Here is a 12131-nt window from a genome sequence, read left to right on the forward strand (position 1 = left end):
CTGCGGCGGGTGCGGGGACGGGCGCGGTCACCTCTTCCTCCGGGGCAGCGTCCGCCGGCGCGTCCTCCGCCACCGGCGGCACGGTTTGTTCCGGCAGCGGGGCGGCCGGAACCTGGACCTCGGCGGCGGACTCGGCTTCGGGGTCCTGCACTGCCTTCTCCACGGTGGGGACGTCCTGCGGGGTGAAGGTGACAGAGGGAAGCGGATCGGCCCGGATCAGGAAATCGGGGTTCGCGGCCACGCCGGTGGCACCGGCGGCCATGGCACCTACCAGGGCCGCGCTGAGGATGATTCCCCGGGTGCGCTTGGACTTGCGTGCCAGCGGCACCGGGGTGCCGGCGAGCAGTCCGCCCAGCTCCCCTGTTGTCTCGGGGGCTTTGCCGTGCGACTCGCTGCGCAGAGCCAGAAGGGCAGCAACCAGCTCGGGGGATTCCTCGATCCCGGCTTCCGTCAGGAGGCCGCGGACATAGAGTTCGTCGTCAGCTTGCCCGCTCATCCGCTGCCTCCTCCTTCCGTTCCAGTTGCTCCTTCAGTGTCCCCAGGGCCCGGCGTTGAAGCTGCTTTACCGCTCCCGGCGTTCGTCCCATGATCTTCGCCGATTCGTCGATGGAAAGGTCAGCAACCACGCGCAGCAGGAGGACTTCCTTCTGCTGGGGCGGCAGTCCCTCCAACAGGTAGGCAACACCGGCAGCACCGCCCAGGACGCTGTCCTCAGCGGATTCCGCGGCCCGTGTATCCTCACCCGGGTCAAAAGCAGCCATCCCCGGTTCACGCTCGCGCCGGCGGGTGTCATCCACCATCCGCGCATGCGCCACGGAGAAAGCGAAGGTGCGGGCGCCGCGGAGGCCGCCGTCGAGAGTGTCCAGCTTGGAAAACAGGGTCAGGAAGACATCCTGGGTCAGCGCTTCCGGATCCTCGCAGCCCTTGGACCGGAGATAGCCGAGGATGCCCGGTGCGAAGTCGTCGTAAATTTCCCGCAGGGCCACCGGTTTCCGGGCGCGCGCATCACGGAGCGTTTGCTCGGTAATGGGGGCGGCCACGGCGGATCACTCTCGTAGGGTGCGGGGTGGTCCAAATGCTACCGTGCCCGTGCCTGTAAGCGCATGTGCAACGGCCGCACCGATGCTCGTTGGGGGGATAAGCCTCGGCGCGGCCGTTACAAATAGGTAATCGCCGGCGGGTACGAAAAGGTTACGCACCGGTGAAAAAAACTTTTCCTGTTTACTGCAGGGCCTAGTGGGCCTCGACAATCCGCGGGTTTTCGGCGAAACGGCGGTTCTTCAGCACCGGCAGGAACTGGCGGACATCGTCAATCCGCCGTCGGGTGACGTCGGCTGTCACCACTGCCTCCCGTTCGTCAGCCAGGCTGGCCTGCGGCACTCCCATGGGGTCCAGGATCGCGGAGTGTCCCACCGTATGCCGGCTTGATGTTCCCGCCGCCGCAACCCAGAGCGTGTTTTCAATTGCCCGGGCCTTGAGCAGGGTTTCCCAATGCTCCACCTTGTGTTCGCCCTTGAACCACGCGGCCGGGACGGCCAGCAGGTCCGCGTCGAGGTCCGCGAGCGCGCGGGCGAGTTCCGGAAAGCGCAGGTCATAGCAGGTCATGACCCCCACCCGCAGGTCCCCTACCTGCATCACCATGACGCCGCCGTCGCCGGGCTTGATCCGGTCCGATTCGGCATAGCTGAACGCGTCATACAGGTGCAGTTTGCGGTATGTGCCGGCGATCCGGCCGGTGGCATCTATCAGGACCAGGGTGTTGTAGGGCCGTTCCTCATCGCTTGACTCGTACCCGCCGGCAATCACCGCGATGCCAAGCTCAGCTGCCAGCAGGGAAAGCTGCTGGACAAAGGTCGACCAGGACGCGGCGACGGCTTCGGCCAGCACACCTTCGACTTTCCCGATGCTGAACATGGATTCCTCGGGAAAAATGATCAGGTCCGAGCCCTCCGCCCGGGCTTTCCCAGCGAGGGTGCGCATGACGTCCAGATTCTCCCGGACGTCCCCTGAGGGGCTGAACTGGCCGACGCTGACTTTCACCGGAGAACCACCTTTGCTAAAGCACGTTTGCTGCCCAGCCTAGCCGAGGTCATCGAAGTGAAGCACAGGTTTCAGGACGCTGCCGCTCTTCGCAGCCGCGGCGGCGTCATTGATGTCCCTGAAGGAGAACCCGGTGATCATCTTCTCCAGCGGGAACCGCCCCTGCTGCACCAGGTCCACCAGTGCCGGCAGGAATAGCTGCGGGTTGGAATCGCCCTCGGTGATACCGAGCACCTGCCGGCCGTTGAGCATGAAGTTCACGTCCAGGCTCATGGTGCTTCCGGCTGCGGGGGCACCGATCAGGCCAAGTTTGCCCAACGGTGCCAGTACCGACGCCGCTGTCTCGGCCACCCGGACGCTGCCGGTGGTTTCCAGGGCATGGGTCACCCCTTCACCGCCGGTCAGTTCCATCAGGGCTTCCACGGCATCGGCAGTACCCGAATTCACCACATCGGTGGCCCCGAGTTCCTTTGCCAGCTCGAGCCGGGAATCCACGAGGTCCATCACCACAATCCGGGTGGCCGGTGACAGGGCAGCGGCCATCACTGCGGCCAGGCCCACGGGGCCGGCGCCGAACACGGCCAGAACGGAGCCCGGTTCAGGCTTAAGCACGTTCAGCACCGCACCGGCACCGGTCTGAATACCGCAGCCCAGCGGTGCCAGCAGGGACAGGTCCGCCGTGGGATCAACCTTGGTGACACCCCGCTCGTCCGCCAGTACCAGGTTGGCGAAGGAGGACTGCGCGAAGAAATGCCCGTGCAGTTCCGCTCCGTCCTCCGTGAGGGTGGAACTGCCGTCTGCGCGTTCTCCTCCCAGCAGGTTCCGCGGCAGGAATTCCACACAGTACGCCGGGTGCCCGCTGCGGCAGTTGCGGCAGATGCCGCAGCTGGTGAAGGTGAGCAGTACGTGGTCCCCGGGCTTGACGGAGGTCACCGCGGCACCGACTGCTTCCACCACGCCGGCCCCTTCATGGCCCAGGACGCCGGGCAGCGGGAAGGGGATGTGACCGGCCTGCACACCCAGATCCGTTCCGCAGACTCCGCTGGCAACTATACGGACCAGCACCTCGTCCGGCCGGGGATCGTCCAGGGTTACCTCGGTGAGTTCGAACGGCTGGTTGGTGCCGCGCAGGACGGCGGCGGTGGCGGTGATACCCATGTGCTTTCTCCTTTTCCTGCCGGACAGGGACACCCGTGGCAGCAGCGACGCCATCGCTGAGGTGCAATCCGGCACGGTTCCCACCCTACGCTCCCCTACACTTGGGGCGCATGGATGAAATCACTGCTCCCGTTGATCTCGGCTCCCCTGCCGGAGCCCTGAATCCCGCTGCGGTGGGCTTTGCCCGCAGTGCGCTGCACCGCCCGGTGGTTCCCTCCGGGGCGGCCGGCGGCTGGCGGACCAAACGCTGGGAATACTGGGGCATTGTGACGCCGGACCTGGTGCTGGGCATGACCATCGCACACCTGGACTACGCCTCGACCCTGCAGTTTTATGTGCTGGAGCGCGCAAGCGGGAAGGAAACCAGTGCCGAACCGTTGAAGCTGCTGCCCTCCTTCGCGGATGTCTCCGTCCCTGATGCGCTTCCGCCGCTGACCGCGTTCGGTTCCTTTGGCGGAGCCACCCTCCGCTTCCACGACGCCGACGGCGGCACGCATCTGCACGCCTCCTCCGCACGGATTTCCGCGGACCTGTTCGCTGCTGCTGACGGAGATGTGCTTGGTGTGGTGGTCCCGTGGTCCGAGCGCCGTTACCAGTACACCTTGAAGGACGTGGCACGCCGCGTCTCAGGAAGCGTCACGGTGGACGGCCGGGAATACACGGTGGGCGGCGAGGATTCCTTTGCCGTGCTGGACCGCGGACGCGGACGCTGGCCGTACTCCCGCCGGTGGAACTGGGGCGTGGGTTCGGGCACCGTGGACGGCACACGGCTGGGACTGCAGTTCGGCGGCAAATGGACCGCCGGCACCCCGGCGACGGAAAATGCGCTCATTGTGGACGGCCGGCTGCACCATTACGACGGCGAACTGGAGTTCGAATACGACCTCACCGATCCGGCGTCGACCTGGCGGGTGCGCGGGCCCTGGATCGATGCGGTGCTGACGCCCTTCCACCGGCGCACCTCGGCAACCAACGCCGTCGTGATCAAGGCGCAGGTCTGGCAGGCCTTTGGCACCTGGGCGGGCACCGCCCGGACACCGGACGGGACGGAGTATTCGCTGGACGGGCTGACCGGCTGGATCGAAGAAGCCCGGAACCGTTGGTAGGCCCTCGGGCCTACGGAACGCTTCCCGCTGCCAGCAGCCAGGTGCCGGCCGCCAGCATCAGTGCCGGAACAAGCAGCACCGCCACCCCCAGCACCAGGACACGGGGCGGCGGTTTTCCGAGCCTGCCCGGCCGGTCCGTATCACCGGGATGACCTTCCGGCGGAGTCCGGTGGTTTAGGTGGCGGCTGTTCAGGTGGCGGCGCAGCGAGAGTTTCACGACGCTGAAATGCACCGCTTCGGCCAGGACGAAGGCCCCGGCAAAGGCACTCGCGGCACCCGCAAACACGGTGTAGGTCTGCTGCAGCAGGGCCAGCAGGCCAAGCAGGGTTCCCAGGACACCAGCCCAGAGGGCCCGGCCCGATCGGTCTCCGGCGTACCGGTCCCGGGCGGCCGCGTACTCGGGCGCCGCTTCCTCGGTGAAACCCTCCAATGCCCGGTAGGCGGCCCGGTGCAGCAGATACCGGGCAGCCAGCACGAGCACCGTTCCACCCATCAGCAGAACCAGGGACCATCGAAGGCCGTCGCCGGCAGCGGCGAGACCGGCACCAAAGCCGGCGGCGAGCACCCATGCCTCCGCAGCGATCAGGGCCGCCACGCCCTTTCGGGCGTCCGGGGATTCCCGCAGCACGTCCCGGAGGAACCCGGCCGGAACGGCGCGGGACAGGCGCCGAAGCAGGAACCGTGCCCGGAGGATCACCGCCAATCCCAGCCAGAGCGCGAGCGCAGCGGCACCGCCCGCCGGGACCTGGGTGATCAGCGGCGCCAGGAAACAAAAGAGGACTCCCTGCAGCCAGGGCAGCAGGGCCAGATGCCGCCCCCGGGCCAGGACTTCCTGCTTCAGCTGGTCCAGGGGCCCGCGGTCCGTCGGGGACGCCGCCAGCATTCCGCTCAGCAGCTCAGCCTGGTCCCCCACCACCTCTTCACCGTGGGACACGCGTCCGCTGAGCAGCAGCAGCTGCCGGTTCTGCGGGTCCGCGGCCAGCCCGTCCGCGAGCGCCCGGCGGGCCTGATCATGCTGGCCCATGCTGATCCGGATCTCGGCGAGCAGGGCGAAATTATCCCCCGAGGGCTGCAGGCGGAGGGCTTCCTGCACGCCTTCCAGCGCCTCCTCGTAGCGGCCCTGCTCGTGGTGCACCAGCGCCAGCCACGCGTGTGTTCCGGCCTGCTGGTCGTCCAGGTCCCGGGCCTGCGCGGCGGCCGTTTCAGCCTCGGCGAACCTGCCCTGCAGCGCCAGTCCGCGGGAGAGGTTGATCAGTGCCGAGGTGCTGCGCGGCTCCAGTTCCAATGCCTCACGGGCTGCGGACTCCCCGTCCGTCCCCTCCCCCAGGTTGTTCAGCGTCTGGCTCAGCAGGGTCCAGACATACGGCTCCGCACGGTGGGCGTCCAGGTGTGCCTGAATCAGTTCCAGCGCATCCCGGTGGCGGGCCGCTGCAGTCAGGACCTGCCACCGGGCGCCCATCCGGTCCAGGTCAGCGCCGGTGCTCACAGCATCTGCCTCGCCCGCAGGTATTCGGCGAGGTCGTTATACCTGCCATGCCGGTTGCTGAACTTTACTACGTTGACCGCCGATTCGAGCCACGGCAGGGTGGAGGGCCGCACCTCGGCAAACGCGAGGTTTATGTGCTCCATGGTGACGGGCCGGATTTCGTTTGCCTCGATGGAGCGCATCATCGCTTTCTCCGCGGCGGTGGTGCACAGGTGGGCAAGGTCGGCGCCGGAGAAACCGTCCGTGCGCACAACGATCTCCTCCAGGTTGATCCCGGCAAGCGGCCGGTCCTTGAGGTTGTGGTTCAGGATGGCCCGGCGCGCCGCCGGATCCGGCGGAATCACCAGCACCGCGCGGTCCAGCCGGCCGGGGCGCATCAGCGCCTCGTCCAGGTCCCAGGGATGGTTGGTGGCGGCCAGCACGTAGAGGCCGTCATTGTCTCCGGACATGGAGTCCAGTTCCAGCAGCAGCTGGTTGACCATCTGGCGCAGCCAGACCGAGCTTCCCACCATGGAACTGCGCTTGAGCCCGATGGCGTCCACCTCGTCAATAAACAGGACGGTCGGCTGGTGTGCACGTGCTGAGTCGAAGATGGCTTTGAGGTTCTTCTCTGTCTGCCCGATCAGCGGGTCAACCACGTCCGTAATGGACACGGACATAAACGCGGCGCCGAGCTCGCCGGCAACGGCGCGGGCAAGGAACGTTTTGCCGCATCCGGGCGGCCCGTACAGCAGCAGTCCGCCACGCAGGGATTTCCTAAACGCCTTGGCCACGTCGGCGTGCCGCATGGGCACCAGGAAGGATTCGTTGAGCCGCTGCTTGACCGGCTCAAGACCGCCGACGTCGGCCAGTGTCAAGGCCGGCACCTCGGGTTCGGTAATGGCGACCGGCTCGCCGTCCTCCCCCATGCTGATCCGCCCGGGTTCCACGAAGGGCGGCGGCAGGGTGGAATCGATGTCGGATTCCGCCCGCTCCCAGTCGAAATCCGGCCGGTCATCGCTTCCCGCGTCGGGGGCGGGCGTTTCGGGGGCGGGAGCGACGTCGGAAGCCGCGCCGTCGGAAGCCGCGCCGTCGGGCACGGTGGAACTCAGTGCGGCAGCTGCCCGGTTGAGCAATGCCAGGGCGGAGGCACTTGCGGGCTCGGAGCCCAGGACGGTGTTGATCTGTCCCAGTGCTTCCACGGCCCGGTTGCCGTCCAGCAGCAGCTGGGCCAGATGCAGCCGCAGCGCCGTGTCCTCCGGGGCTGCCGTGACGGCACGCCGCAGGCTGGCAATGAGTTCTTCACTGATTCCGTCCATGGTCCAAAACTCTAGCCCAGCGGCTGCCATGGCCCGGATGTGCCCGTCCGACGCGAGCGGCGTTTCCATTGACGGTGCCTCCTGCGTGCTGTTAGCTTCGGGCCACCCATCATACGAAGTCAGGAGCCCCTCCATGAGCAGTGTCATCTCATCCATAGCCCTCGACGCAGCCGATCCCCGGCGGCTGGCGGAGTTTTGGACCCAGGCGCTCGGCTACCGGATCGAGGAAACCAACGACGCCGACGTCATTTCCCTGGTTGGAACGGACGGGGTGGGACCGGACATCGACATCATTCCCGTACCCGAGGGCAAGACCGTCAAGAACCGGCTGCACCTGGACCTGCGCGCCTCCGACGGCAGCACGCAGGCCCAGGAAGTGGACCGGCTGCTCTCACTCGGTGCTGCCCGCATCGACGTCGGACAGGGGTCCGAGGTGGACTGGGTGGTGCTGGCCGATCCGGAGGGCAACGAATTCTGCGTGCTCAGCCGTTCCGCCGAGGAAGTCGCCCAGGGCTAACCGTCCGCCCGTTAACGGCGAAAGCCCCGCAGCTTTGCGGGGCTTTCGGACGGAGCGTGCGGACCTAGTCGTTGATCAGGTCCCGAACCACAATGGTCTGGTCCCGGTCCGGGCCCACGCCGATCGCGGAGAACCGGGTGCCGGACATCTTTTCAAGCGCCAGCACGTAGTTGCGGGCGTTCTCCGGCAGGTCCTCCAGGGTCTTGGCGCCGGTGATGTCCTCGGTCCAGCCGTCGAAGTATTCGAAGATGGGCTTCGCGTGGTGGAAGTCGGTCTGCGTCATCGGCATTTCGTCGAAGCGCACGCCGTCGACGTCGTAGGCCACGCATACCGGGATCTTTTCGATGCCGGTGAGCACGTCCAGCTTGGTGACGAAGTAGTCCGTGAAACCGTTGACGCGGGACGCGTGGCGGGCCAGCACGGCGTCGTACCAGCCGCAGCGGCGCGGACGGCCGGTGTTGACACCGAATTCGCCGCCGGTCTTCTGCAGGTACAGGCCCATGTCATCGAACAGCTCGGTGGGGAACGGTCCGGCGCCCACACGGGTGGTGTACGCCTTGATGATGCCCACGGAACGGGTGATCCGGGTGGGGCCGATGCCCGAGCCCACGGACGCGCCGCCGGCGGTCGGGTTGGAGGAGGTCACAAACGGGTAGGTGCCGTGGTCCACGTCCAGGAAGGTGGCCTGGCCGCCCTCCATCAGGATGACCTTGCCCTCGTCCAGGGCGGTGTTCAGCTCGTACGTGGAGTCGATGACCATGGGCCGCAGCCGGTCCGCGTAGGAGAGGAAGTACTGCACCATCTCTTCGGCGTCGACGTCGCGCCGGTTGTAGACCTTCAGCAGCAGCTGGTTCTTCTGCTTCAGGGAGCCTTCGACCTTCTGGCGCAGGATGGACTCGTCAAAGATGTCCTGCACGCGGATGCCCAGACGGGCCACCTTGTCCATGTAGGCCGGGCCGATACCGCGGCCGGTGGTGCCGATGGCACGCTTGCCCAGGAACCGTTCCGTGACCTTGTCCATGACCTGGTGGAACGGCGCCACCAGGTGGGCGTTGGCGGAGATGCGCAGCTTGGAGGTGTCCGCACCGCGGGATTCCAGGCCGTCGATCTCGGTGAAGAGAGCTTCGAGGTTCACCACGCAGCCGTTGCCGATCACGGGAATGGCATTGGGGCTGAGGATGCCCGCAGGCAGCAGCTTAAGTTCGTATTTTTCACCGCCGACGACGACGGTGTGGCCGGCATTGTTGCCGCCGTTGGGCTTGACGACGTAGTCGACGCGGCCGCCGAGCAGGTCGGTGGCCTTACCTTTACCTTCGTCGCCCCACTGGGCGCCGACGATGACTATAGCTGGCATGGGATCCTCCCCCATTAGTTACGGCGGGAACCTGCTTGGTTGCAGATCCGCTACCGTGCATGAGAACGCCCCTGAACTTGCCGGTGCTGCCGTAACGGCCTACCTCAGCGCAAGTTGCGGGGCTCTTACCTGCCAAGTTTAGCCGATCATGCTTTCGCTCACCCGAAAATACGCTCTCCCGCAGGTACCGTGGGCGTCATGGACCGATTCCGCGGCTATATCGCCGGACTGGGCACCGCTTCCGGCACCCGTTTTGTGGTGGGGCACTGGCAGGATTCCCCGCTGGGCGCGTTCACCGATGTGATGGTGGAGGACGACGCCGGCCTCCGCACACTGCTGGCCCCCTCCGACACCGTGGCGGACTACGTGAACGCTACCTACCGTTTTGACCGGACCGTGGTGGCACCGGTGCACGCGGAGCTGGCGCCGGGCACCTTGCGGGTGGCCGCCGGGCCGCTGCGGCTGGACGTGCGGCTGGGGCCGGTAACGGTTTTGGGCCGGCTGCTGGAGCACGTGCCGGCGCCGCTCGCCGTCGCCCCCTGGTGGCTGCGGATCATCAGTCCGATGGCGGCCCTGCTGGTGCCCGGTGTGCAGACGGCAGGGTCTGCGGGCGGCGGACGGCGCGAGTTCTACGGTGTCCGGTCCATCCGTTCCCTTACCGGTGTGGACGCCGCATGGGACGGGGCGGATCTGGGTCCGCTGCGGCCGGTTGATCCTCCGGTGAAGTTCGGTTTCAGCTCCGTGCCGGCCACCCCTCAGATTGTCGCGGTCACCACCACCATCCTTCCCTGAGGGCCCGGCTTGGCCGGTTTCTTGGTGCAGCAGGTTTCATAGTGCAGATAATGCTGCCAGCAGTACTCCAAGGTCGCATTATCTGCACTATCAACATTCAGGGAGACGGGAAACTGCGTAGGAATCGTGATTCCGGGTACCCGACAGATTGACGGCATCACGGGCACAATTCCGCTGATTACGCTGGTTTCATGTGCCCGAGCTGTTGTACAAGGGCAACCATTGCCTACACGAACTAATTCGGTGTTGCCGGACCCAATTTCGTACTTAGGGGAAGCGCGCTGCTTTCCCGGATCCTTACGCTTTCAGAGTCATCCAGGACCTGGGTGCCCTTCTTTACTCAGAAAGCAGGGAATCACATGAAAAAGACGACAGCAGGCCTCACACTGGCAGCCGTTACGGGATTCGGAATTCTGACGGCCACACCGGCACTGGCAATGCATCCCCCAACGGCAACCCTTCCCCCATACGCAAACTGCGACGAGGCTTTAGCAGACGGAAGAACGAATATCCCCTCCTCCGATCCCCGCTTCAATCCAGGTCTCGACCGGGACGGTGACGGGATCGGATGCGAAGAAGAGCAACCGCCCACCCCCTCCCCGACTCCAACTCCTTCCCCGACCACCGTTCCACCCACGATGGTTCCCACTACGCCTGGCACTCCAGGGGGCCAGGTTGGACAGATTCCAGCCGGCGGGGCCAATACCGGCATTACGCAGGAACCTGAGGAATCCAACGCCGGATTCCTCGCCCTGGGCAGCGGCCTGGTGCTCGCCGCTGCAGGCGGAGCATATGTGGTGCGCCGCCGTCGTGCTGCATAGCTTCTATCCACAGGTAGGACAGCTCATGCCATCGTCTTCGGCCAGCGAAAACGAATCAGCATGAGGAGTGCGGCCAAGCGCGGCCGCTGCAGGGGCCTGAAGGTAACTGCGGCGGCCGCACTCCTGCTTCCACCGCTGCTGCTGTCCGGAGCTTGTGGGACCGCTCAGGAAGACGTCGAACAGGGGACGGGACGGCAGATACAGGTCCCGCCCGTGCCCTCCCCGCAGGTGACATCCCTTCCCGCTCCAGATAACCCATCTTCCCCGGGACCCGCTGCGCAGGGCCCGACTCCCATGGCAGAGTCCTCACCGGCATCGCTGTCCATCCCTTCGATCGGTGCGCAGTCCAAGGTCATCCGTCTGGGGCTGGACAACGACGGCGCATTGGAGGTTCCGCCCGGCGAACCGGGTTCTCCCGCCGGGTGGTACGAACATTCTCCGACTCCGGGGGAGCTCGGTCCCGCGGTTTTTCTAGGCCACGTCAATGCGGAGGGTGGCGGACCGGGAATCTTCGCCGACCTGCGCCGCCTCATGTCCGGAGATCGGATCGAGATAGCTCGTGAGGACGGAAGTACCGTCGTATTCGCAGTGCGGGCCGCCGAGCAGTATGCCAAGGACGCGTTCCCAACGCAGAAGGTCTACGGCAACACCACAGGCCCGGAACTACGACTCATCACTTGTGACGGCTATGACCCGAAAACCGGGACATTCGATGACAATTACGTGGTGTACGCGTCCTGGGTACCGCAGGTCCCAACCCCATCTGCCGGGCTCTGAGACCAGTTGCTGAAAGGTCCCGGCACCGCTCAGAGAGGCCGGACCGGCTGGCGCAGCACGGTGCGGAGCTTCTCCGGAGCGGTGCGGCGGGGATCGTTCAGGTAGATCTCGTGATGGTCGCCGTTGAAGGCCAAGTTCCGTTCGGGCATCCAGGTGTCGTGCAGCCGCGCGAGGACCGGCGCCTCGTCGTCGTAAGGACCGATAAACAGGATCTGTGCCGACAGCCCTTCCTCCAGGCGCAGCAGCCGCACCCGTTCCGCCCCGGGAAGGTCCTTCTTTGCTGCCACCTCAGCCCCTGACTGCTCGACCATCTCCGCGGTGATCCACTCCGGCTGCGGGATCAGCATGGTCCAGTCCCAGGAGTCCTTGTCGCCGCGGACAAACGCCTCCGGGTTCTCCGCCCGCCAGAGTCCTTCCAACGGACCCACGGTGAAGTTCTGATCCAGTTCCTTTTTGGACCGGAACTTCACCGTATAGGCCACCGGATACAGGCATTCCAAGGCGTGGGCGTACTCCGGCGAGGTGTTCGGATTCCCGTGCCCGTCCACGGCCAGGTACTGCAGAGACGGAACCTGCACCAGGGTGAAATCCGTGCGGCCGGGCGCGTAGAGCTCCGGGTAGGTCTTCCGGAATTCGAACGTGTCCATAAAAACGGCACCCCTTCCCCTCCGGACTTCAGGGTAGGCGTTCCGCGCATGCTTGGGCAGACCCCGCCCTACCTTACGGCAGGCCTCCGTCACTGTGCTCAGTCAAGGGGACGCTAGGGTGTGCCCATGCGCGCA

The 12131-nt window shown here is 66.0% G+C and carries 12 protein-coding genes and 1 pseudogene; 5 read left to right on the forward strand and 8 right to left on the reverse strand.

Annotated features, from left to right (window positions below):
- The 4 genes and pseudogenes from AC5RVB_RS13310 to AC5RVB_RS13325 form a co-directional block, all read right to left on the reverse strand.
- Positions 1–496 (reverse strand): annotated as a pseudogene (locus AC5RVB_RS13310) (hypothetical protein); the annotation flags it as partial.
- Positions 480–1040: an RNA polymerase sigma factor gene (locus AC5RVB_RS13315; RefSeq protein WP_494142903.1), complete on the reverse strand. Its 561-nt coding sequence runs from the start codon at positions 1038–1040 to the stop codon at positions 480–482. The gene AC5RVB_RS13315 and the pseudogene AC5RVB_RS13310, both read right to left, overlap by 17 nt.
- A 193-nt stretch (positions 1041–1233) precedes the next feature.
- Positions 1234–2040, reverse strand: a complete 807-nt coding sequence (locus AC5RVB_RS13320; protein ID WP_227905903.1) for a carbon-nitrogen hydrolase family protein — start codon at positions 2038–2040, stop codon at positions 1234–1236.
- A 39-nt stretch (positions 2041–2079) separates the two neighbouring features.
- Positions 2080–3198: an NAD(P)-dependent alcohol dehydrogenase gene (locus AC5RVB_RS13325; RefSeq protein WP_494142904.1), complete on the reverse strand. Its 1119-nt coding sequence runs from the start codon at positions 3196–3198 to the stop codon at positions 2080–2082.
- Between the two features lie 110 nt (positions 3199–3308).
- On the opposite strand from AC5RVB_RS13325, the gene AC5RVB_RS13330 reads away from it, so the two are divergent.
- Positions 3309–4304, forward strand: coding sequence for a DUF2804 domain-containing protein (locus tag AC5RVB_RS13330; protein WP_227905907.1), 996 nt, complete (start codon positions 3309–3311; stop codon positions 4302–4304).
- Positions 4305–4314: 10 nt separating this feature from the next.
- On the opposite strand, the gene AC5RVB_RS13335 is transcribed toward AC5RVB_RS13330, so the two are convergent.
- Together AC5RVB_RS13335 and AC5RVB_RS13340 are read right to left on the reverse strand one after the other, a co-directional pair.
- Positions 4315–5790, reverse strand: coding sequence for a tetratricopeptide repeat protein (locus AC5RVB_RS13335; protein WP_494142905.1), 1476 nt, complete (start codon positions 5788–5790; stop codon positions 4315–4317).
- Positions 5787–7088, reverse strand: coding sequence for an ATP-binding protein (locus AC5RVB_RS13340; RefSeq protein ID WP_494142906.1), 1302 nt, complete (start codon positions 7086–7088; stop codon positions 5787–5789). The genes AC5RVB_RS13335 and AC5RVB_RS13340 overlap by 4 nt, the downstream gene beginning before the upstream one ends.
- 133 nt (positions 7089–7221) lie before the next feature.
- On the opposite strand from AC5RVB_RS13340, the gene AC5RVB_RS13345 reads away from it, so the two are divergent.
- Positions 7222–7605 (forward strand): VOC family protein, encoded by a 384-nt coding sequence (locus tag AC5RVB_RS13345; RefSeq protein WP_494142907.1) that lies wholly within the window; start codon positions 7222–7224, stop codon positions 7603–7605.
- A gap of 64 nt (positions 7606–7669) precedes the next feature.
- Here the strand turns inward: AC5RVB_RS13345 and AC5RVB_RS13350 are convergent, their stop codons facing one another.
- Positions 7670–8959: an adenylosuccinate synthase gene (locus tag AC5RVB_RS13350; protein ID WP_227905912.1), complete on the reverse strand. Its 1290-nt coding sequence runs from the start codon at positions 8957–8959 to the stop codon at positions 7670–7672.
- A gap of 198 nt (positions 8960–9157) precedes the next feature.
- Between AC5RVB_RS13350 and AC5RVB_RS13355 the strand changes: the two genes are divergently transcribed.
- The 3 genes from AC5RVB_RS13355 to AC5RVB_RS13365 all read left to right on the forward strand — a co-directional run bounded on the left by AC5RVB_RS13355 (position 9158) and on the right by AC5RVB_RS13365 (position 11349).
- Positions 9158–9751: a hypothetical protein gene (locus tag AC5RVB_RS13355; RefSeq protein WP_227929726.1), complete on the forward strand. Its 594-nt coding sequence runs from the start codon at positions 9158–9160 to the stop codon at positions 9749–9751.
- A gap of 437 nt (positions 9752–10188) precedes the next feature.
- Positions 10189–10572, forward strand: coding sequence for an excalibur calcium-binding domain-containing protein (locus tag AC5RVB_RS13360; RefSeq protein WP_494142919.1), 384 nt, complete (start codon positions 10189–10191; stop codon positions 10570–10572).
- Between the two features lie 294 nt (positions 10573–10866).
- Complete coding sequence (locus AC5RVB_RS13365; RefSeq protein ID WP_494142908.1) at positions 10867–11349, forward strand: class F sortase; 483 nt, start codon at positions 10867–10869, stop codon at positions 11347–11349.
- Between the two features lie 29 nt (positions 11350–11378).
- Here AC5RVB_RS13365 and AC5RVB_RS13370 read toward each other — a convergent pair whose 3' ends face one another.
- On the reverse strand, positions 11379–11996 hold the full coding sequence (locus AC5RVB_RS13370) for a GyrI-like domain-containing protein (protein WP_494142909.1): 618 nt from the start codon (positions 11994–11996) through the stop codon (positions 11379–11381).
- Between the last annotated feature and the right edge of the window lie 135 nt (positions 11997–12131).

The sequence above is a fragment of the Arthrobacter sp. Y3225209 genome (genome assembly GCF_059090685.1).